The organism is Salinicola salarius (assembly GCF_003206135.1).
GTDB classification, from domain to species: Bacteria; Pseudomonadota; Gammaproteobacteria; order Pseudomonadales; family Halomonadaceae; genus Salinicola; species Salinicola salarius.
This window is the reverse complement of the sequence record NZ_PZJT01000003.1, coordinates 106,780-126,564: the sequence shown is the minus strand read 5'-3', so window position 1 is coordinate 126,564 and position 19,785 is coordinate 106,780. Positions and strand designations below refer to the sequence as shown.

Below are 19,785 nucleotides of genomic sequence, written 5' to 3'. Positions count from 1 at the left end.
ATCAAGTTGTGGATCAGGAATCTTGTTGCTCAGGGCATGGGTCCGAGCGCTCGGCAGTATCGCAAACTCCCGCGGCTTTGCCCACGCCGGCCGCGCTCGGGTGCCGGCTTCGGTCGATCGAGTCTTCGTCACCAACGGTGACAGGATAAGACGCCTTCTTTTCAATGTTTTATGGCGGGTTGGCTTAAGGCGTATTGATGCCCTTTCTCGCTTTGTGGAAGAATGATGTCAACGACGATTGAGCTAAGGTGAACGCTGTGATAGACGCCGATGGCTTTCGGCCGAACGTTGGCATCATCATCGCCAACTGTGACGGCCAACTGCTTTGGGCGCGTCGGGCGGGTCAGGAGGCGTGGCAATTTCCGCAGGGAGGTATCAAGGCTTGCGAAACACCGCATCAGGCACTCTTCCGGGAACTCGAGGAGGAGATCGGGTTGACCTCGAGGGATGTCGATGTGGTGGCCTGTACGCGAGGATGGCTGCGTTACCGTCTCCCCCGACGCATGGTCCGAACGCACTCGAAACCGATCTGTATTGGTCAGAAACAGAAGTGGTTTTTACTGAAAATTCGCTGTCACGACAGTCGGGTTTGTGTCGATAGCACGCCCAAACCGGAATTCGATGGCTGGCGATGGGTAAGTTACTGGTATCCTCTGGGTCAGGTCGTCTCGTTCAAGCGCGAGGTTTACCGGCGCGCGCTACGGGAGCTGGCGCCTGAGTTTCATCGACTGTCACTGGAGGAAATGGCCAGGCTTTAGGGCAAGGCCGCCAACAGGATCCATGGGCGCTCAGCGTGCCCCTGATACCGGCTTTCGAAGCTCGTATCAGGGGTGACTGGCGATGCCCGTCCCGATGCCACGACGAGGACCCCCTCGCCCACAAGAAAAAGGCTCATGCTCGATACCCTTCGCCGCATCGTTCAGGAAGTCAACGGCGCCCGCAGCCTGGACGCCGCACTGGCCACCATGGTGCGCCGCATCCGCAAAGCGATGCGCACCGACGTCTGCTCCATCTATCTGTTCGACCGCGAACGCGATCGTCTGGTGTTGATGGACACTATCGGTTTGCGTACCCAGGCCGTGGGTATCGTGACATTGCGCCTTGGCGAAGGGCTGGTCGGTCTCGTTGGTCAACGGGAGGAGCCGCTGAACCTCGAGGATGCGCCGGGTCATCCACAGTTTCGTTATTTTGCCGAGACCGGGGAGGAGCGTTTTTCGAGCTTCCTTGGCGTGCCTATCATCCACCAGCGCCGGATGCTGGGTGTGCTGGTGGTTCAGCAGCAGGAAAAACGCCGCTTCGACGAAGGTGACGAGGCCTTTCTGGTCACCATGGCGGCGCAGTTGGCCGGCGTGCTGGCCCATGCGCTGGTGTCGGGTACGCTCAACCGCCCCGCCGAGCCCGATGGGCAGGCGATGTTTTCCGGCGTGGCGGCATCGCCGGGGATGGCGATCGGCGAGATCGTGGTGGTCGCGCCGCCGGCGGACCTGGATAGCGTTCCCGATCTGATCCCGACCGATCCGGATGCCGAGGTGGTGCGCCTGCATGCGGCGCTTGCTCACGTCCGCGAGGACATTCGCAAGGCGGGTGCGCGTCTTGCCAGTCGTATTTCCACCCAGGAACTGGCGCTTTTCGATGTCTACCAGCAGATGCTGGGCGATGCCGCACTGGGCAACGAGGTCGAAAAGCGGATTCGCGAAGGGCAGTGGGCGCCGGGGGCGCTGGCCGACGTGGTACGGCGTCACACGCAATATCTGGAGCGCGTCGATGACGGTTATCTTCGCGAGCGGGCGATGGATATTCGCGATCTGGGGCGGCGAGTGCTGGCGCATCTTCAGGAAAGCAACGAACTGACGCCCTCGACGTACCCGGCCAATACCATTCTGGTGGGTGACGAGATCAGTGCGGCAACGCTGGGCGAACTGCCCAGGGGGCGTCTGGCCGCGCTGGTGTCGATCCGGGGTTCCAGCAACTCGCATGTCGCGATCCTGGCGCGGGCCATGGGTATCCCGACGGTGCTGGGCATGGTCGATCTGCCGTTGCCTCGAATCAACGGGGCCAAGGCGATTCTCGACGGCCACCGGGGGCGCTTGTTCGTGCGCCCCGAGCCTCAGCTGGCCAAGCGCTACGAGCGCTTGATCAAGGAGGAACGGGCGCTGGCGGAAGTGCTGGAGCACGAACAGCATCTGCCCAGCGAAACCTCCGATGGTCACCGGATGCCGCTGATGGTCAATACCGGGTTGGCGGTCGATATGGTGGCGCAGCTCAAGCCGCGTGTCAGCGGTGTCGGCCTCTACCGTACGGAAGTGCCGTTCATGATGAACGAACGCTTCCCCAGCGAGCAGGAGCAGACGCGGCTCTATCACGAGCAGCTTTCCAGCTTCGCGCCCCTGCCGGTGGTGATGCGCACGCTCGACATCGGCGGTGACAAGGATCTGCCTTACTTCCCCATCAACGAAGCCAACCCGTTCCTCGGCTGGCGGGGGATTCGCGTTACCCTCGATCATCCCGAAGTGCTGATGGTCCAGATGCGGGCCATGCTCATGGCCTCCCGCGAGCTGGATAACCTGCGAATCCTGTTACCGATGATCACCAGCGTGGACGAGGTCGACACCGCACTGCGCCTGTTGGCACGAGCTCGCGAAGAACTCGCCGAGGACGGCATCGAGGTGGCGTCGCCCAAGGTTGGCGTGATGATCGAAGTACCGGCAACGCTCTACCAGCTTTCGGCGCTGGCGGAGCGCGTCGACTTCTTCTCGGTGGGAAGCAACGACCTGACCCAGTACCTGCTGGCGGTCGATCGCAACAATGCGCGTGTGGCCAGTCTCTACGACGCCTGTCATCCGGCGGTGCTCAACGCGCTGGCACGGCTGGCGGAGGAGAGCCAGCGGCTCGGGGTTCCGGCTTCGGTCTGTGGCGAGCTGGCGGGCGATCCTTCCGGCGCGTTGCTGCTGATGGGCATGGGCTTCGAGGCGCTGTCGATGAACGCGCCCAGCCTGCCACGGGTGCGGGCGGCGATCCGGCGCGTCAGTATCGGGGATGCCCGGTCGCTGGTGGCGGAGACGCTCTCTCTGCCCACCACGGCAGTGGTCAGGGCGCACCTGCGACAGCGAATGACGGACTGGCAGATAGGGCACCTGCTGTCGCCTCAGGACTGATCCGGCGCGCTCGCTGCCAAGCGTGTCATCTTGCCCATCGGCTCGCCGCCGGGGCCGAATCGCCGCTCTTCCAGTGTCGTATCTTCGGCGGTGACCGTGACCAGGGTCGTCGCCCGCGTCCCGTACGTTTGCCCCTCGATGAACGGCGGCGACAGAAACCGCTCCTGGTCTCGACCGATGCCGGTGTCCGGCAGCTCGTCGTCCGGCGCCGGGCGCACGTCACGCATGGCCGACCACATCCCGACTCGCCAGTCCGGGGCGTTCAGCGATCGTTGCAAGGCGTCGCGGGCGCGAACGAGCTTGGGCCAGGGCGTATCCAGCGTGGCGTTGGAGAGCCCGTGCAGGCCGGGCGCCACGAGTTGCCAGCGAGTCCCGTGACGGCTGTGATGAAACGTCCAGAGTCGATCGTTCGACATGACGAGCAGGTTGAAGCCGGCGTAGGGTTCAGCGCCGCCTTCGGCCAGGCTGTTCAGCCACTTCGTCAAATCATCGGTTTCCAGCGCCTGGCGGACGAGCTGGCCGCGACTGGGGGCCTCGGGGAGCATCGGTGCCAGGCCGTCTCGTACGTTGGTCAGTGCGGCCACGCGGGAGTGCGTCGCCGCGAGCCAGGTACCGCCGCCCACCAGGTCACGACCGCCGGTCAGTTCGGCATCCGGCCATCGATGCAGGGCCTCGGCCGGCCTGGCATGAAACTCGTCGCGATTGGCCGCGAGGCGTAATTTCATCGCGGCCTGGGGCTGCCAGTCGAACACGATCAAGCACATGTGGCGGTTTCCTGATGGGTGAAGAGGCAATCCGGACGGGAAGGCCGCCGCCATGACACGGCCCTGGCAGCAGCGTAACATAAGCGCGCTAGCGATCCGCCCACGACGCTCGTGCGACGTCTAGCCACCCGATATCCTGCTTCCGATGCCTCGCTCTCTACAGGACCGCTTCATGCCAGTCTTCACCCTCCCTGCCATTGCCGTGCCGACGGTAGATGCTTCGCTTTCCCCAGTCGATGATGCTGTCGCATGGATGGGGGACATCGAATGCTGACCGCCATTGCGATCTATCTGCTGGTCGGCGCCGCTGCCGGTCTGATGGCGGGCGTGTTCGGTATCGGTGGCGGCATCGTCATCGTTCCCGCGCTGGTCTTCACCTTTCTGGCGCAGGGTTTCGATCCCGCCGTAGTCGCGCATCTGGCGGTCGGTACGTCGCTGGCGACGATCGTCGTGACCGGCGCGTCCTCGGCCTGGGGCCATTGGCGCCGGGGTAGCGTACGCCAGGACTGGCTGCGGTTGATGATCCCGGGGCTCGTCGTCGGCGGTATTCTAGGCGTGCTGCTGGCGTCGGCGTTGCCTGGACATGCGCTGACACGCCTTTTTGGCGTTTTCGCGGTGCTGATGGCACTGAAGATGCTGCTGACGCGCCCGCCGGCGACCCAGGGGCAGGTGCCGCGCCGCTGGCCGATGACGCTGGCCGGGACGGTGATCGGCGGCGTCTCGACCCTGTTCGGCGTCGGCGGTGGCGTCATGTCGGTGCCCTGGCTGTCGCGCTTCACCAGCCGCATGACGGAAGCGGTGGGCACCTCCTCGGCGATCGGCCTGCCGATCGCGCTGATCGGCACCGTGACCAACGTCGTCGTGGGCTGGGGCGAGATGACGCTACCCGCGGGGGCGACGGGCTACGTGATGTGGCCGGCCTTTCTCGGCCTGATGGTGACCAGCGTGCCGATGGCCCGGGTCGGGGTCAAAGTCGCTCATGCATTGCCTGCCAGGACGCTGCGACGTATCTTTGCCCTCCTGCTGATCGTGGTGGGGGTCAAGCTGATGATCGGCTAACCTCGACGATCTGGACTATCCCGTAGCCGAGGAGAAAGCATGCTGGCTTACCCCGAGATCGACCCGGTGGCCATTTCGTTGGGCCCGCTCAAGGTGCACTGGTACGGGCTGATGTACGTCATCGGCTTCGTGGGGGCCTGGTGGTTGGGGCGTCGACGCGCCGACCGCCTGGGACTCAAGCCGGACGATATCGGCGACATGCTGTTCTACGGGGCGCTGGGGGTCGTTCTCGGCGGTCGTATCGGCTATGCCTTGTTCTACGGCCTGGACCGCCTGCTGGAAAATCCGCTGTGGATATTCCAGGTCTGGGACGGTGGCATGAGCTTCCATGGCGGCCTGCTGGGGGTGCTGGTGGCAGCGCTGCTGTTCGCGCGCAAGCACGGCCTGGCGTTTTTCCAGCTGACGGATTTCATCGCGCCGCTGGTGCCGATCGGGCTGGGTGCCGGGCGTATCGGCAACTTCATCAATCATGAACTGCCAGGCCGCGTGACCGACGTTCCCTGGGCGCTGGTCTTCCCGGGCATGGGCGGGCAGGGGCGCCATCCCTCCTCGCTGTACCAGTTCTTTCTCGAAGGTGTCGTGCTGTTCGGGGTGCTCTGGATCGTCTCGCTAACGCCGCGCCGGCGCGGCTTCGTCTCGGGGCTCTTCCTGATCTGCTACGGCGCGTTTCGCTTCCTGTCCGAATTCTTTCGTCGTCCGGACCCGCAACTGGGCTTCATCGCCTTCGATTGGCTGACCATGGGGCAATTGCTGTCGTTGCCGATGATTCTTGCCGGTATCGCACTGATCGTCTGGTCGCGGCACAATGGTGTCGACGACGCGCGCGAGGATCGAACTGCCCGCTGAGCGGGGCGCGCCGAGTGAGCGAATGCTCCGATTTTCAACCGTTTCGAATTTGATAAAGTGTTTCGACAGGCTCATCTCTCGCGGTGGGCCTGTCACCGTAAAGGAGCGTGCCCATGCGGCCCTATCTCGACTTGATGCAGCGCGTGCTCGACAGCGGCGTTGAAAAAGCCGATCGCACCGGTGTCGGTACGCTTAGCGTGTTCGGCCATCAGATGCGCTTCGATCTGCGCGAGGGCTTCCCGCTGGTGACCACCAAGAAGCTCCACTTGCGCTCGATCATCCATGAGCTGCTCTGGTTCCTGCGGGGTGATACCAATATCGCCTACCTGCATGAACACAACGTCACCATCTGGGACGAGTGGGCGAATGCCGATGGCGACCTGGGGCCTGTCTACGGTTACCAGTGGCGCAGCTGGCCCGCGCCCGATGGCGAGCATATCGATCAGATCGCCAGGGTGGTCGAGCAGATACGCCGTAATCCGGACTCCCGCCGTCACATCGTCTCGGCCTGGAACCCTGCCCTGGTCGACGAGATGGCGTTGCCGCCCTGTCACGCGCTGTTCCAGTTCTATGTCGCCAACGGTGAGCTATCCTGCCAGCTCTATCAGCGCAGCGCGGACATCTTTCTGGGCGTGCCGTTCAACATCGCCAGCTATGCGCTGCTGACCCACATGGTCGCTCAGGTCTGCGGGCTGAAGCCCGGCGAATTCGTGCATACGCTGGGGGATGCCCATCTCTATCTCAATCATCTCGATCAGGCCCGGTTGCAACTGTCCCGCGAGCCGTTGCCGCCGCCGAGGTTGAAGCTCAACCCGGCGATCGACGACCTGTTCGAATTCCGCTTCGAGGACATCGCGATCGAGGGCTACGAGTCTCACCCATCCATCAAGGCCCCGATCGCCGTATGAACGATGTGAAATCACTGAAGCTGGAAACGCCGGTGGCGATGATCGCGGCAATGTCGCGCAATCGCGTCATCGGCGTGAACAACCGTTTGCCGTGGCATTTGCCCGAAGACCTGAAGCGCTTCAAGTCCCTCACGCTGGGCAAGCCGCTGGTGATGGGGCGCAAGACGTTCGAATCGATCGGCCGCGCGCTGCCGGGGCGGCTCAATATCGTGATAACGCGCGATTCTCACTACCAGCGCGAGGGAATTCGGGTGTGTCACTCGCTGGACGAGGCGCTGCAACTCGCCGATCATCAAGCGTTGATCGATGGCGCGGACGAGATCATGGTGATGGGCGGAGGCGAGATCTATCGGCAGGCGCTGGCGGTTGCCGACAGGCTCCACCTCACCGAGGTGGATGTCGAGGTGGAGGGCGATGCCTTCTTCCCGGACTTCGAGCGTGATCAGTGGGAGGAGGTGGAACGCATTCCCATGGTGTCGCAGCCGGATCGGCCGGATTATGCTTTCGTCCAATATCGCCGCACGCCTGGCTCTGGCTGAGTCGCCAAAGAGGCCATGCGCCCAAGAAAAAACATGCGCCCGAGCGGGATGGAGTGCCTGTCGTCAGGATGAGCGACGGCGTGTCCCGATGTGGATTGAGAGGACTTGAGAGGAGTTGTGCCGTGTTGACGGATCGAACACAGGCGCTCCTGGCTGCCATCGAGCACCAGGTCGAAGCGGGGCAGGCCGCTTTGGAAGCCGAGAAAGAGCGTTGCCGCGCCCTGGAGGCCGAAAACAGGGCGCTCAAGGAGCGGTTACTCGCTCTGGCGGAACTGGATCCGATGGTGGTCAAGGGACAGGATCATAACGAAGACCCGGACGGCGGAACCCGCGCACGCGGACTGGGAAGCCTGGCATTCCGGCGACCTCGGCCGAAAGAGGGCGAGGCAGCTGCCCGCTCGAATTCGGGGCAGCCGGTCTCTCCGCTGCAGCGCCTGACTTCGGCGCCGTCACTTGATAGTTCATCCTCCGAGACAGTGCAGCAAGAAGGGAGGCAGGTCGCGGAAGCCGTGGAGGCCACCCGCGCCGAGCCACCGGCTGAAGAGGCCGCCTCGCTTTCGCCCGACGCACATTCGCCCACCTCATCGAATGACTCGGCGCCGGCCGGAGCAAGTCCCGAGCAGTCGCAGGATTCGCTGGAGTTCGGTGCCGAACACGAGGCGCCTTCTCCACATGCATTGCTTGCCCAGTGGTACAAGCGTTACCCCAAGACGTTCTTCAAGGGCCACACACGGCCGCTGAAAACCGGTATCCATCTCGATCTGTGCGAAGTGGAGCCATGGCCCGAAAAGCTGGTTCGTCGTGCCCTGGCTTGCTACGTGCATCTGCCGCGTTATCTGAAGTCGGTGCGAGAAGGGGCCCGGCGCGTCGACATGATGGGGGAGGATTGCGAGCTCGTCACTGCCGACGAGGCCAAGCACGCCAAGCGACAACTGGAAGCCCTGCAGAAAAAGCAGAAAGCGCGTGAAACGCAGCAGAAGTCGGAAAAGCTGGATCGAAAGATCGGGGCGCTGCTGGCCAAGCACGGGCAACGTCCGCAGGAGTGAATCGGGACCGGGACCCATGAGGGTGAACCCGGGACCCGGGAGAAGGGCAGAGTCTGGCAAACAGGCTGTGTGATGAACCGTTGAACTTTAGTCTTGGTGTGACGGTGAATTGTACGATGTTCTACCACTTTCACTTGCCTGGCCGCGGGTGTCGTGGGATTGTCATCGCCCGAAGCTAGACTGCGAGCGCCTGTATCCACGACTGACGCGTGGCGTGGAAGGGGAAACGGGAACTCACGCAGGGAACGAAAACAGTGTTTTTTTCTTGTTGCGTTCCTCCAACGTCCGGTATAAGGTTTCCGGGCGAGCATTGGACAATAACAAGGCTTCCAAGTTCCACAGCCGTCATTCGTTCGCGTGACGAAGCTGGTTGAAGGTGCCGAAGCCGACTGCATCTGCAGACACGATCGAACAGTAAGCTAGTTAAGGAACCTATCGCGATGAAAAAGACGCTCTTAGCGACTGCTATTGCTGGTGCCCTGGGCGCCTCCGCCGCTGCCCAGGCAGCGACTGTCTACAACCAGGACGGCACGCAGCTCGACATCTACGGCAACATCCAGATCGCCTACAAGAACATCAAGAACGAACGTGGCAATTGGGAAGACGAAGTCTTCGACAATGGCTCTACTGTTGGCTTCTCCGGTCAGCACATCATCAACCCGGGCTTGACCGGCTACTTCAAGGCCGAGTTCGAGCACCAGGCTGACGAAGAAAAGTCCAACGGCGGCATCAATGACGGTGACCAGGCTTACCTGGGCCTGAAAGGCAACTTCGGTGACGTCCGTCTGGGTTCCTGGGATCCGCTGATCGACGACTGGATTCAGGATCCGATCAGTAACAACGAATATTTCGACCTGACTGACTCCTCTGTCGACTTGGGTGGTCTGTACGGTGGTTCTTTGGCGGACGGCGTTGACGTCGACCGTGAAGGCGACAAGTTCCAGTATATGTCCCCAAGCTGGGGTGGCCTGCAGTTCGCCATCGGCACCCAGTACAAGGGCGACGCCGAGGAAGAATTCGGTGCTGATCACGGCGTTACTGGCGTTTCCAGCCAAGGTTCCAACGCCTCGTTCTTCGGTGGTGCGAAGTACACCATCGGCAGCTTCTCCATCGCTGCTGTGTATGACGACCTCGACAACTACGGCCTGCATGCCGTCGATGAAGCAACTGGCGAGACGCTTGAGTATGAAGCCAAGGCTTATGGTCTAGGGGCTCAGTACGTTATCGGTACGCTGCGTCTGGCTGCCAAGGTTGAAAATACCGACGCGACTTACGCTGGTGAAGATGGCGATATCTTGCGCTATGCGCTGGGTGCCCGTTACGGCTACGCGCTGTCCGACAACTTCGCGGGTGATGTTTACGGCGCTTACCAGTACGTCGATGCTGACAGCGAAGTGGCACCGATCGTTGACAACGGTGGCAACGAAGACAGCTTCAACGAGTGGACTGTTGGTGCGACCTACAACATCTCTCCGGCCATGTACACCTTCGTCGAGTATGCTCAGTATGATCGTACTGACGATGCCGGCGACGGCGTTGCTGTCGGTGCAGTCTACAGCTTCTAAGCTGATTCCGATGCGAGTGGCTGCTTAAGCTACTCTGTCGAACGAAGCCGGCCTTAGGGCCGGCTTTTTCGTGGGTGAAAGATTGTCCAACAACGTTTCGACATTTGCCGCTGGCTCGTTCGCTCCCTCATCGTCTCTTGCCTCTTGCCTCTTGCCTCTTGCCTCTTGCCTTTCCTTCCTTGACCTTCGTTCAGATGTCTTTTCCATGACAGGCTGGTAATCTCTCTTTTGAGCGGGCGTTCAATAACCACGAAATGCCAATACGAAACGTCACGCTGTCGTAACAGGTCTGTCGTATAACAACGTTTTCCACGCCTCTTCGTGACGGGTGGATCGACAAACAACAGGAGACCTTCGATGACCCTCTCCCGTCGTCGTTTCTTGCAGGGGGCTGCGGCTGCCGGTGCCGCCGCTTCGGTACCTTTCTATATCAATCGCGCCTTCGCCCAGGATCAGACGCTGCGTATTTATGCCTGGGCGGGTTATTTCACCGACGAGATGCTCGCAGATTTCACCGCCAAGACTGGCATCAAGGCGACCTTCACGCCCTACGGCACCAATGACGAGCTGATGAATTCTCTGCGGGCCACCGATGGTTCCGGCTTCGATGTGATCATGCCCACCGTGGATCGTGTGCCTGGTTACCTGGATTACCAGTTGATCCAGCCGCTGGATACGTCGCGTATTCGCTGGGATGGCTGCCTGGATACCGCGATGAAGGGCTCGGAAGTCGGTGGCGTGGTCGACGGCAAGCGCTATTTTGCACCGTCGGACTGGGGCACCGAGGCCATCGCCTACAACACCCGTTATACGGGTATCGACCGATCCCGATTGAGCTATGGCGATCTGTGGAACCCGGAAATTGGCCCCGGGGTGACCGTGCGGGCGCACTCCGCGCTGGTCGGCATCGGCCTGTGGCTGGAAGGGCAGGGCAAGCTGCCACGGCCGTTGCTCGATTCGTTCAAGACGGAAGAGGCGATGCGCGCCAATTTCGATGTCATCCTGGCCGAAGCACTCAAGCACAAGGACATGGTGATCCAGTTCTGGTCGACCGAGAACGAAGCGCAGGGTGCCTTCCGTACCAACGGTGCGCTGATCGGCCAGACGTGGGACAGCACCGCCTTCCGCCTGCAGACCGAAGGCGAGCCCATCGCGTATGGCGCGCCGAAGGAAGGCGCGATGGCGTGGATGGAAGGGTTCGTGATTCCCCAGAATGCGCAGAATGTCGACGCGGTCTACGAGTTGATCAACTGGTACTACACCCCGGAAGCGGGAGCGATGTTCGTCAAGTCGACCGGCTACAACTCCACCGCCGTCGGTGCCGAGGAGTTGCTGCCCGAGGCGACCCGCCAGTTCTTCAAGGACTCCTACAACCAGCAGGACCTGGACAACCTCTGGTGGTGGCCGGTGCAGGACCCGTGGTACGTCGCGTTGCGTAACGAGTATCAGGATCGCTACCTGTCGGCGTAAGCCTTTCTCTTGCCACGATTCCCCGTGTGAGACGACACGGGGAATTGCCGAGATGCCATGGATTTCCAGTAACGATATCACTCCAAGAGGACGTCATGGACGGTCGCGTATCCTTGCGCCAGGTCGCCATGCGATTTGGCGATTTCACGGCGATTCAGCCGACTTCGCTGGAGATCGAGTCGGGCGAGTTCTTCAGCTTTCTCGGTCCTTCCGGCTGCGGCAAGACCACCTTGCTGAACATGATCAGCGGATTTCTCACCCCCAGCGAAGGCAGCGTCACCATCGGTGGCACGGATATGACCCGAGTGCCGGTCAACCGCCGTCCGACGGCGATGATCTTCCAGAATCTGGCACTCTTTCCGCTGATGAGCGTTTACCAGAACATCGAGTTCGGTCTGGAAGTGCGGGGCATCGACCGTCAGGCGCGTCGCCGGCGAGCGGATGAACTGCTCGAACTGGTGGCGTTGGCCGGCAGTGGTGACAAGCCGGTCGCCGATCTATCCGGTGGCCAGAAGCAGCGGATCGCGATCGCTCGCGCTCTGGCCGTCGAGCCCCGGGTGTTGCTGCTGGACGAGCCGCTGTCGGCGCTGGATCTCAAGCTGCGCCAGCATATGCGTACCGAGCTCAAGGCGATTCAGCGCAAGACCGGTATCACCTTCATCTACATCACGCACGATCAGGGCGAGGCGCTGACCATGTCCGATCGGGTCGCCGTGATGTCGGAAGGGCGCATCCGGCAGGTCGCCGATCCGATGACGCTGTATCGCCAGCCGAAGACCGACTTCGTGGCGAATTTCGTGGGCGAGAACAACCGGTTCCCGGGCCGTGTCGTGTCCCGGGAGGCGGGAATGGTGACGCTGGATGTCGGGCTGCCGGCACCGTTGGCAGGTCATTCCACGGACCCGCTCGAGCCGGGAGACGAGGCGACGCTCTATGTGCGACCGGAGCAGTGGCGCGTGGGGCCAGCCGATGACCGGCGCCTGCCGCTCAGCGGGGTGATCCGGACCGAGCACTTCGAGGGCGCATGGCTGACGCTGGAGATCGCGCTGGAGCACGGGCCGACGATCCGAGCCCACGTGCCGCATGCAGCGGCAGGTAAGTCTCTCGAAGGCCAGTTTGCCGTCGGTAGCGTTTGCCGGCTGGACTATTCTCCGAATCAGGCCGTGGTGCTGGCGGGGGCCGAGGCCGGTCAGCCGAGCGAGGAGGCCATCGATGTGGCAGCAACTGCGTAATCGTTTTGGCGTTCCGCTGACCATGGCCATCGTCGCGTTGCTGGGAATCTGGCTGATCGTGATGGTGCTGCTGCCGCAATGGCAGATGATCGACTACTCGTTCCATCCCTCGCTGCTGCCGGCCGAACGCGGCGGCGAGAAGGATGTCTGGTCGCTGACCAACTATGCCACCTTCTTCAACAACGACATCCACCTCGCGATTTTCTTCAAGACGATCTGGTCGAGCGTTCTCGTCACCTTGCTGACGCTGATCGTCAGCTACCCGCTGGCCTATTATCTGGCCAAGGTCGCGACGCCGGGCCAGGCGGCGCTGTGCCTGCTGCTGTTGATCATTCCGTTCTGGATCAACGAGATTCTTCGCACCTTTGCCTGGTACATCATCTTCGCCTTTCGCGGTCCGCTCAACGAGCTGCTGTTCGCGCTGGGCCTGATCGATCGACCGATCCGCTTTCTGAATGGCGATATCGGCGTGCTGGTGGGCATGGTCTATGCCTACATCCTGTTCATGGTCTTTCCCCTCTATAACGCCATCGAAAGCCTGGATTCCAACCAGATTCGGGCCGCGCGGGATCTGGGCGCAGGCTGGGGCCGCACCCATCGGCGCATCGTGATTCCCCATGCCAAGCCGGGCATCGCCACGGGCTGCATCATGACGTTCATGCTGGCGGCCGGCAGTTATGCGGTGCCGGCGCTGCTGGGCTCGCCGGGCAGCCGCTGGTTCACGCAGATCATCTACAACTGGTTCTTCGAAGGCGGGGACTGGAATCAGGGAGCCGCCTACGCCTTCCTGCTGCTGGTGCTGTGTATCGTCTTCGTCACCGTCATCATGCGGATTTTCAAGGTCGGGCTCGGCGACATTGCCAAATAGGAAAAGCGCTTCATGAGTTCATCGCGATTCTTCTCCTGGGCGCTCAAGGCCTATCTGCTGGTTTTCTTCGTCTATCTGTTCCTGCCGCTGATGATCATGGCGGCGGCGACGTTCAACGAAAGCCGCTTCCCGACCGTCACGCCCTGGACCGGCACCACCCTGCAGTGGTTTTCGGCGCTGTGGGCCGATGGCGGGATGTGGAGCTCGCTGGTCAACAGCCTGCTGGTGGCCGTCGGCGTGCTGTGCCTGGCGCTGCCTATCGGCGTAGCGAGCGCGCTGTTCCTGACCACGGTCGAGGGGCGCGGCAAATCCTTCATCTACGCGCTGATCCTGTCGCCGCTGTTGACGCCGGGCGTGATCATCGGCATCTCGACACTGATCTTCTGGCGGAACTGGGGCGTGAACGGCGGCATCGCGTTGACCATCATCGCCCAGAGCGCCTTTATCGCCGCCTACGTCATGCTGATGGTGGCGGCTCGGCTCCAGCGCTTCGATCGCACGCTGGAACGCGCGGCCCTGGATCTCGGCGCCAGCCAGTGGCAGATGTTCCGCCGGATCCTGCTGCCGTATCTCAAGCCGGCCATTCTGTCGGCGGCGGTGCTGGCGTTCCTGCAATCGCTGGAGAACTACAACACCACACTGTTCGTTGCCGGCTACGACACGACGCTGACGATCTACATTGCCTCCAAGGTCCGTACGGGGCTGACGCCGGCAGTGAATGCGCTGGCGCTGCTGATGATCCTCTTTACGGTGGGGATGGGGGTGATCTACGAGCTCAAGCGCCGTCGCGAGGCCGCGCGGCGCCTGGTCTGACAGGCCGTCGGAGGAGAAAGCGAGGCCTACTGGCGCGTCAACCGCACCAGGCGGTGGCGCAGCTCCGGGTCGAACAGCGCCCGGCTGCGCCGCTGCAGGCGTGCCAGCGATTCTTCGTAAAAGAGATGCTCATTCTCGACGCGTAGCCAGCCTTGCTGTTCGAGCGTGTCCAGCAATCCGCTGAACAGCCGCTTGTCGAAGAACTCCGGGGCGTTGAGCCCAGCCAGTAGTGTCAGGCGTTCGGCCAGTTGACGGCTATGTTCTTCCAGCACTTCCCGGGTCAGTTCGCCGCTGGAATAGCGCAGCAGCGACGCCAGCAGCAGATAGGCGCGCTCCAGCGTGGGCTGCACCGGTTGCCCCAGCAGTCGCAGATGCTCGCTGGATTCGAGATGCCCGGGCTGCCGGCGCCAGCCGTTGTCGGTAGCTTGCAGCAGGCCTTCTTCCGTCAATACGGCAAGGGTATCCGCCAGGCGCTGTCGTGGATCGTCCGGTGGCGCGAAATAGAGCTCCTGCGCCAGCAGCGGCCAGGCCGGTGTCAGCAGCGCGTCGAGATCGTCGAGCGAGAAGGCGGCGTTGTTGCGGAAGGCGAATGCCACCAGCCCGAGATGCATGAACAGATGGAGCACGTTGTTGCGATACCAGGTCAGCAACGTCGCCTGCTCCGGGCGTGCGGTGATCAGCTCGCCGAGTGCCTGGGGCTGGCGCGTGACGAAGCCCAGATTCACGGCGTGATCGATCCACTCGGCCGGTTCGCCCGTCGGCAGCCGGCAGCGCTGGCTGCCGGGCAGAGTCTTCTGGAGCCTGACCAGCAGGCCGACGTGGTGTGCCAGCAGGTCGGATTCGATGGTGTGATGCGGCGTTGCCAACAGCGTCATCGCTACCAGCGAGACGGCATTCAGGCTGGCGGCGTCGTTGATCCGGCGCGCCAGCGTTTCGCCCAGCCGCGGAACGGCGTGATTCAGCCATGCCGGGCGTGTCGAAGCGGGCTCGACTTGCCAGTCCGGCGCCGTTTCGTTCAGGAAGCTGGCCAGCGATAGCGGCTCCCCCACGCTGACGGTGACACGGCCGTGAGGCTCGCGGAGATGCTTGAGCACGCGCAGCAGGTCGAGCGGAGACTCCTTCTTCTTGCGGCCGCCGCGGAGCTCGCGAAGATAGCTGCTGCTCTCCAGTACGCTTTCGTAGCCGACGTAGACCGGCACGAAGGCGACATCCCGGATCGCGTCCCGCGCGAACGATCGCAGCGTCATCGCCAGCATGCCGGGGCGGGGCGAGAGCATCCGTCCGGTCCGCGAGCGCCCGCCTTCAATGAAGTACTCCACCGGATGGCCTCTCGCGATCAGCCGGTGCAGATACTCGTTGAAGACGGTGGCGTAGAGGCGGTTGTCCTTGAAGCTGCGGCGCATGAAAAACGCGCCGCCGCGCCGCATCAGGGCGCCGATCACCGGCATGTCGAGATTGCGTCCCGCGGCGATGTGCGGCGGCATCAGACCTTCCCGGTAGAGCACGTAGGAGAGCAGCAGGTAGTCGATGTGGCTGCGATGGCAGGGGACGTAGATCAGCGTGCGCTCGCCGGCGATCGCCTTGACCGCGTCCAGCCCGTGAACATCGACGCCGTCGTAGAGACGGTTCCACAGCCGTTTGAGCATTTCATAGAAGAAGCGCAGCACCGGGTAGGACATGTTGGAAGCGATTTCGCGGGCGTAACGCTCGGCGCGCCGGCGCTCGCGTGCCGGTGTGCTGCGATTGGCCTCGGCCGCCTCGAGCACGGCCTGACGGACTGGCTGGCTGTCGACCACGCCCCGCACCAGTGTGCGATGATGCGAGATGTCCGGCCCCAGTACCCGGGCGCGAATGCGGCGAAAGTGAACGCGCAGCACCCGGGCGACCTTGCGCTGGGTCAAGGTGACGGCGGGATCGTCGATCAGCGGCCGCAGCCGGATCGGCTCGCCGAAGTGCGCCTCCAGATGGCGGCCGTTGACGATCACCGAGAGCAGCCGGCGCAGGCGCCCGCTCCAGGCCCAGTCGTCCGCGGCCAGCATCTTCCAGAAGCCGAAGTCCTTGCCCGGGGCGCGGCTCCAGAACACGCTGACCGGCACCAGTTGTGCGTCCAGCGTGGGATCGGCCTCGAGCGCATCCAGCAGCTGCTGCAGATGTGCCGAATGCTGGCCCCGGATCTGGCCGCGGCGGCCTCGAAGGCGCGGCAGGGCGAAGCAGGCCGGTAGCCCGCCGTGGCCGAAGGGATGCCATGCGTCGGCGTCGGGAAGGTGGAGATCGCGGCTCAGGCGTTCGACGGCGAGTTCGTCGGTCATCGAGGGGCGAGCGATGACATAGAATGTCGGCAGCGCGGAATCGAGCCGAAAGGGCTCCGGCTCGACCAGGCGAAAGGCCAGCCAGCGATCGAGCACGCGACTGGCCAGACGGTGCCACAGTCGTTGAAGTTCAATCACGGTCGTTGGTGTCCCATAGTCATTGCAGCCCCAGGAGCGCTGGCATCGAGGCAATTTCCCTGCAAATTCCCGAGTATAGCGACAAGCCCAGCCGACAGCGATGACCCGGGACGATCGCTTTCCTCGGGACCGTAAACGTGCGTCAATCGGGAGCGACCAAGGAGGCAGGTAGTTGATGCAAGCGACATGGAAAGACGGCAACCGTTTCGAGCTGTTGCCGGAGGGAAAGCGATTCTGGCCTGCCATGAGAGAGGCCATCGAAGGCGCCCGGCGCTATTTGTGGATCGAACTCTATCTGATGGAGTCGGGCTCGCTGGCCGAGCGTTTCATCGATGCGCTGACGTCGGCGGCGGCGCGTGGGGTCGAGGTCAAGCTGATGCTCGATGGCGTCGGCAGCATGGGGCTGTCGCATGGCGATCGGCGGCGACTGCGAGATGGCGGCGTCGAGCTGCGGTTCTTCAATCCGCTGGCGGTGACGCGGCTGGGCGGCAATCTGATGCGCGATCATCGCAAGCTCGTCATCGTCGATGGCGTCACGGCCTTTACCGGCGGCTTCGGCATTGTCGACGAGTTCGTCGATGCCTGGTACGAGGTCGCGGTGCGTATTCAGGGGCCGGTGGTCGAGGACTGGATGCAGCTGTTCGCCCAGGTCTGGGACTCGCCGCTGACGCGCGGGGATGGGACACGAAGGCGTCTGACGCGGTCGCTTCACGGGTCATCGGTGCCGGCGCCCTTTGCCGATGGCATGAGAGGTCGGGCCATCTGGGGGCGGGGGCATCGCTATCAGGCGATTCGTCTCTCGCTGCAGGGGCGCATCGGCACGGCTCGCCGCAGACTCTGGCTGTGCACGCCCTACTTCGTGCCGACGCTCAGCCTGCGGCGGGCGTTGGCTCGCGCCGCTCGCCGCGGCATCGACGTGCGCCTGCTGCTGGCCGGTGGCGGGCACCATGACCACCCCGGCGTGCGCTACGCCGGGCAGCGGTTTTATCGCCGGCTGCTCAAGGCAGGGGTCAGAATCTACGAATTCCAGCCCAATTTCATTCATGCCAAGTTCAGCGTCGTCGACGATTGGGTGTCGCTGGGGTCGTGCAACTTCGATCACTGGAGCCTGCAGTGGAATCTGGAAGCCAACCAGGAAGTCGACGATGCCGAATTCGCGGCCGAAGTCGCCCAGCTCTTCGAGCGCAACTTCGCCGCCAGCGAGCATATCGATGCCGAAAGCTGGGCCCGGCGCTCGTGGGGGCAGCGGGCGAGAGAGTGGCTGTTCGGCACGCTCAACGCCTGGGTGACGCGGCTCAAGTAGCGCGACGTGCTCGGGTGTCGATTTGCGGATCGTCGGCAAGCACCTAGCGCTTGCGGCCGCGCTTGCGCCCGCCGGATGTTCTGGCGGCGTTCTTTCCTTTGCCTTTGGGCGGCTCCGGCGGCACCCGGAAATGCAGGTAGAGATCCAGCGTCAACTCGGGTAGCTGGCCCGCCAGGGCGGCGAACTGCGCGTCCTCGGCGACCATCTCCGCGATCTCCGGCTCGTCGTCGAACAGGCCGGACAGCGCCATGAACGGCAGCAGCAGGGCAGCGACATGCGATTCGTCCTGGGAGAACCAGGCCGCTTCGTCGAGAAAGACGCCTTGCATGAATCCGGCGCACCAGTCCTCGATGGCGGCGGCCATTTCGCCTGCTTCATCCAGCTCGACATCGAAGGGCAGCTCGACCCAGTGGCCGCGCTCCAGGATGCCGGCGGCGTTGGCCTTGAGCGTTTCCAGCAGACCGAGAATCTCGTCGCGCTCGGCGGTGTCGTCGAAAGGAGGCTCTCCTTCGAAAAGCTCGGCGATCCACTGCTCGGGGGCGATATCCCGAGGCGAGACGGCAAGTGCCACCAGATAGCCGTGGGCGCTGATGACATCTGGCGCCTCTTCGCCGAGGCGTTCGGCGTTCAGGTAGTCGTCGAGACGCGCCAGCGCGTCGTCATCCAGCGGCGGTTGGCTCTCGACGGCATCGTCCGGTCGTTCAGACGAGAGTTCAGGCATGGGGCGCTCCGGATCAAGGCGAAGATAATGAATGTGTGGCCGATACGAACCTCTGATCGATACGAACGTGCGGCCGATACGAACGTGTGACCAACGGAAATGCATGGCAAAGGGTCAGCGGGCTGGACGCCCGTTCCTGTCGTCGGCATTCTATCATCCCATGATCGATCTGCGTTCTTCCCCCGTTTCCCCCGCCCTCGGCGAAAGTGATGCCCAGGCGCTGGAGGCGCTCGACGAGGCGTCGCTGGAAAGCCTTCTTTTGCAGCGGGCCGATGCCGCCTGGCGGCTCGCGCGTGAAATACACCCGGCGCTACCCAGGCCCAGTATCTGGTTCGATCTGCGGGGCCGGAGCGCCGGGCAGGCGCATTACCAGCGTGGCGGACTGCGCTTCAACCGAACGCTGCTGCACGAGAACCGGCAGGCTTTCATGGACGAGATCGTGCCCCACGAGATGGCACACTGGCTGGTCTTTCATCTGGAGGAAGGGCCGAAAGCCCGACCCCATGGGCGCGAGTGGCAGACGGTCATGCGAAAGCTCTATGGTCTGAAGCCGGCCGTCACGCATCGCTTCGATGTCGCCCGTGCCAGCCCGGCGCCTTATCTCTATCGCTGCCGTTGCGAGACCCTGCATCGCTTCACCGGGCGACGCCACTCCCAGGCTTCGAAGAAGGGCGTGAGCTATCGCTGTCGTCGCTGTCGAACGACGCTGACCTTTGCCTACCGGGAGACGCCGGGATAGCTGATAGATTCCATCGAAGTCTCTTTTCTCTATTTCTCTTTTCCCATTCGAACCTCTACCAAGGCTGGCGACGTTTCAGCGCGAGCCGCGGCCGTGCGTGAAGTGTCGACGGGCCTCAGTCTCTGGCGACCTTGCCGCCGTCGAACCGAGCGTGATTGGCACGATCGCGACAGGCGAGCGAAACTGATTGATACGAAGGTCTAATAGGGGGTGGCCGGTGCCGCCGTTATATGCTGGCCCACTCGATCGTCGATGGTCTATCGCATTGAGCCAGTTGGGCTTTCACCGTCGACGGATACGAACACAGTCA

General features: G+C 62.9%; 17 protein-coding genes. 14 read left to right on the top strand and 3 right to left on the bottom strand.

Translation table 11 applies throughout. From position 1 onward, the window contains the following. The first annotated feature begins 257 nt into the window (after window positions 1–257). Together DOM32_RS03860 and ptsP are read left to right on the top strand one after the other, a co-directional pair. The gene (locus DOM32_RS03860; RefSeq protein ID WP_087719308.1) at window positions 258–758 is read left to right on the top strand and encodes an RNA pyrophosphohydrolase; all 501 of its coding nucleotides are present in this window, start codon (window positions 258–260) and stop codon (window positions 756–758) included. 135 nt (window positions 759–893) lie between these two features. Then, window positions 894–3,155 carry a phosphoenolpyruvate--protein phosphotransferase gene (gene ptsP / locus DOM32_RS03855; protein ID WP_110631445.1) on the top strand — a complete coding sequence of 754 codons (2,262 nt, stop codon included), beginning with the start codon at window positions 894–896 and terminating at the stop codon, window positions 3,153–3,155. On the opposite strand, the gene DOM32_RS03850 is transcribed toward ptsP, so the two are convergent. Continuing rightward, window positions 3,146–3,919 carry an NRDE family protein gene (locus DOM32_RS03850; RefSeq protein WP_110631441.1) on the bottom strand — a complete coding sequence of 258 codons (774 nt, stop codon included), beginning with the start codon at window positions 3,917–3,919 and terminating at the stop codon, window positions 3,146–3,148. The genes ptsP and DOM32_RS03850 overlap by 10 nt on opposite strands. 267 nt (window positions 3,920–4,186) lie before the next feature. Here DOM32_RS03850 and DOM32_RS03845 point away from each other — a divergent pair, with 267 nt between their 5' ends. From DOM32_RS03845 to DOM32_RS03800, 10 genes are all read left to right on the top strand, one after another. Beyond that, window positions 4,187–4,978 (top strand): sulfite exporter TauE/SafE family protein, encoded by a 792-nt coding sequence (locus DOM32_RS03845; protein ID WP_338095107.1) that lies wholly within the window; start codon window positions 4,187–4,189, stop codon window positions 4,976–4,978. A gap of 39 nt (window positions 4,979–5,017) precedes the next feature. After that, window positions 5,018–5,824: a prolipoprotein diacylglyceryl transferase gene (lgt, locus tag DOM32_RS03840; protein ID WP_087719224.1), complete on the top strand. Its 807-nt coding sequence runs from the start codon at window positions 5,018–5,020 to the stop codon at window positions 5,822–5,824. A 113-nt stretch (window positions 5,825–5,937) separates the two neighbouring features. Continuing rightward, entirely contained in the window at window positions 5,938–6,732 is a 795-nt protein-coding gene (locus DOM32_RS03835) for a thymidylate synthase (protein ID WP_110631438.1), read from the top strand. Next, on the top strand, window positions 6,729–7,271 hold the full coding sequence (locus tag DOM32_RS03830) for a dihydrofolate reductase (protein ID WP_110631435.1): 543 nt from the start codon (window positions 6,729–6,731) through the stop codon (window positions 7,269–7,271). Before DOM32_RS03835 ends, DOM32_RS03830 begins: the two co-directional genes overlap by 4 nt. A 122-nt stretch (window positions 7,272–7,393) precedes the next feature. Beyond that, on the top strand, window positions 7,394–8,317 hold the full coding sequence (locus DOM32_RS03825) for a ProQ/FINO family protein (protein WP_244179795.1): 924 nt from the start codon (window positions 7,394–7,396) through the stop codon (window positions 8,315–8,317). A gap of 440 nt (window positions 8,318–8,757) precedes the next feature. Next, window positions 8,758–9,882 carry a porin gene (locus DOM32_RS03820; RefSeq protein WP_110631432.1) on the top strand — a complete coding sequence of 375 codons (1,125 nt, stop codon included), beginning with the start codon at window positions 8,758–8,760 and terminating at the stop codon, window positions 9,880–9,882. Window positions 9,883–10,239: 357 nt separating this feature from the next. Beyond that, window positions 10,240–11,352 carry an extracellular solute-binding protein gene (locus DOM32_RS03815; RefSeq protein WP_110631429.1) on the top strand — a complete coding sequence of 371 codons (1,113 nt, stop codon included), beginning with the start codon at window positions 10,240–10,242 and terminating at the stop codon, window positions 11,350–11,352. Window positions 11,353–11,447: 95 nt separating this feature from the next. Continuing rightward, entirely contained in the window at window positions 11,448–12,584 is a 1,137-nt protein-coding gene (locus tag DOM32_RS03810; protein WP_110631425.1) for an ABC transporter ATP-binding protein, read from the top strand. Then, window positions 12,565–13,452 carry an ABC transporter permease gene (locus DOM32_RS03805; protein ID WP_110631422.1) on the top strand — a complete coding sequence of 296 codons (888 nt, stop codon included), beginning with the start codon at window positions 12,565–12,567 and terminating at the stop codon, window positions 13,450–13,452. Before DOM32_RS03810 ends, DOM32_RS03805 begins: the two co-directional genes overlap by 20 nt. 12 nt (window positions 13,453–13,464) lie before the next feature. Beyond that, the gene (locus DOM32_RS03800) at window positions 13,465–14,265 is read left to right on the top strand and encodes an ABC transporter permease (RefSeq protein WP_110631419.1); all 801 of its coding nucleotides are present in this window, start codon (window positions 13,465–13,467) and stop codon (window positions 14,263–14,265) included. A 26-nt stretch (window positions 14,266–14,291) separates the two neighbouring features. Here the strand turns inward: DOM32_RS03800 and plsB are convergent, their stop codons facing one another. Beyond that, window positions 14,292–16,712 (bottom strand): glycerol-3-phosphate 1-O-acyltransferase PlsB, encoded by a 2,421-nt coding sequence (gene plsB, locus DOM32_RS03795; protein WP_244179794.1) that lies wholly within the window; start codon window positions 16,710–16,712, stop codon window positions 14,292–14,294. Between the two features lie 175 nt (window positions 16,713–16,887). Between plsB and DOM32_RS03790 the strand changes: the two genes are divergently transcribed. Beyond that, window positions 16,888–18,015 carry a phospholipase D-like domain-containing protein gene (locus DOM32_RS03790; RefSeq protein ID WP_110631855.1) on the top strand — a complete coding sequence of 376 codons (1,128 nt, stop codon included), beginning with the start codon at window positions 16,888–16,890 and terminating at the stop codon, window positions 18,013–18,015. A gap of 43 nt (window positions 18,016–18,058) precedes the next feature. Here DOM32_RS03790 and DOM32_RS03785 read toward each other — a convergent pair whose 3' ends face one another. Continuing rightward, window positions 18,059–18,736: a YecA/YgfB family protein gene (locus tag DOM32_RS03785; RefSeq protein WP_110631413.1), complete on the bottom strand. Its 678-nt coding sequence runs from the start codon at window positions 18,734–18,736 to the stop codon at window positions 18,059–18,061. 103 nt (window positions 18,737–18,839) lie between these two features. Between DOM32_RS03785 and DOM32_RS03780 the strand changes: the two genes are divergently transcribed. Further along, a complete protein-coding gene (locus tag DOM32_RS03780) occupies window positions 18,840–19,475 on the top strand; it encodes a SprT family zinc-dependent metalloprotease (protein WP_338095106.1) in 636 nt (211 codons plus the stop codon). Window positions 19,476–19,785 lie beyond the last annotated feature (310 nt).

Coding starts and splice junctions, on each gene's coding strand:
- ptsP (WP_110631445.1), top strand. CDS start 894: ATGCTCGATACCCTTCGCCGCATCGTTCAGGAAGTCAACGGCGCCCGC.
- DOM32_RS03850 (WP_110631441.1), bottom strand. CDS start 3,919: ATGTGCTTGATCGTGTTCGACTGGCAGCCCCAGGCCGCGATGAAATTA.
- DOM32_RS03845 (WP_338095107.1), top strand. CDS start 4,187: ATGCTGACCGCCATTGCGATCTATCTGCTGGTCGGCGCCGCTGCCGGT.
- lgt (WP_087719224.1), top strand. CDS start 5,018: ATGCTGGCTTACCCCGAGATCGACCCGGTGGCCATTTCGTTGGGCCCG.
- DOM32_RS03835 (WP_110631438.1), top strand. CDS start 5,938: ATGCGGCCCTATCTCGACTTGATGCAGCGCGTGCTCGACAGCGGCGTT.
- DOM32_RS03830 (WP_110631435.1), top strand. CDS start 6,729: ATGAACGATGTGAAATCACTGAAGCTGGAAACGCCGGTGGCGATGATC.
- DOM32_RS03820 (WP_110631432.1), top strand. CDS start 8,758: ATGAAAAAGACGCTCTTAGCGACTGCTATTGCTGGTGCCCTGGGCGCC.
- DOM32_RS03815 (WP_110631429.1), top strand. CDS start 10,240: ATGACCCTCTCCCGTCGTCGTTTCTTGCAGGGGGCTGCGGCTGCCGGT.
- DOM32_RS03810 (WP_110631425.1), top strand. CDS start 11,448: ATGGACGGTCGCGTATCCTTGCGCCAGGTCGCCATGCGATTTGGCGAT.
- DOM32_RS03805 (WP_110631422.1), top strand. CDS start 12,565: ATGTGGCAGCAACTGCGTAATCGTTTTGGCGTTCCGCTGACCATGGCC.
- DOM32_RS03800 (WP_110631419.1), top strand. CDS start 13,465: ATGAGTTCATCGCGATTCTTCTCCTGGGCGCTCAAGGCCTATCTGCTG.
- DOM32_RS03790 (WP_110631855.1), top strand. CDS start 16,888: ATGCAAGCGACATGGAAAGACGGCAACCGTTTCGAGCTGTTGCCGGAG.
- DOM32_RS03785 (WP_110631413.1), bottom strand. CDS start 18,736: ATGCCTGAACTCTCGTCTGAACGACCGGACGATGCCGTCGAGAGCCAA.
- DOM32_RS03780 (WP_338095106.1), top strand. CDS start 18,840: ATGGCAAAGGGTCAGCGGGCTGGACGCCCGTTCCTGTCGTCGGCATTC.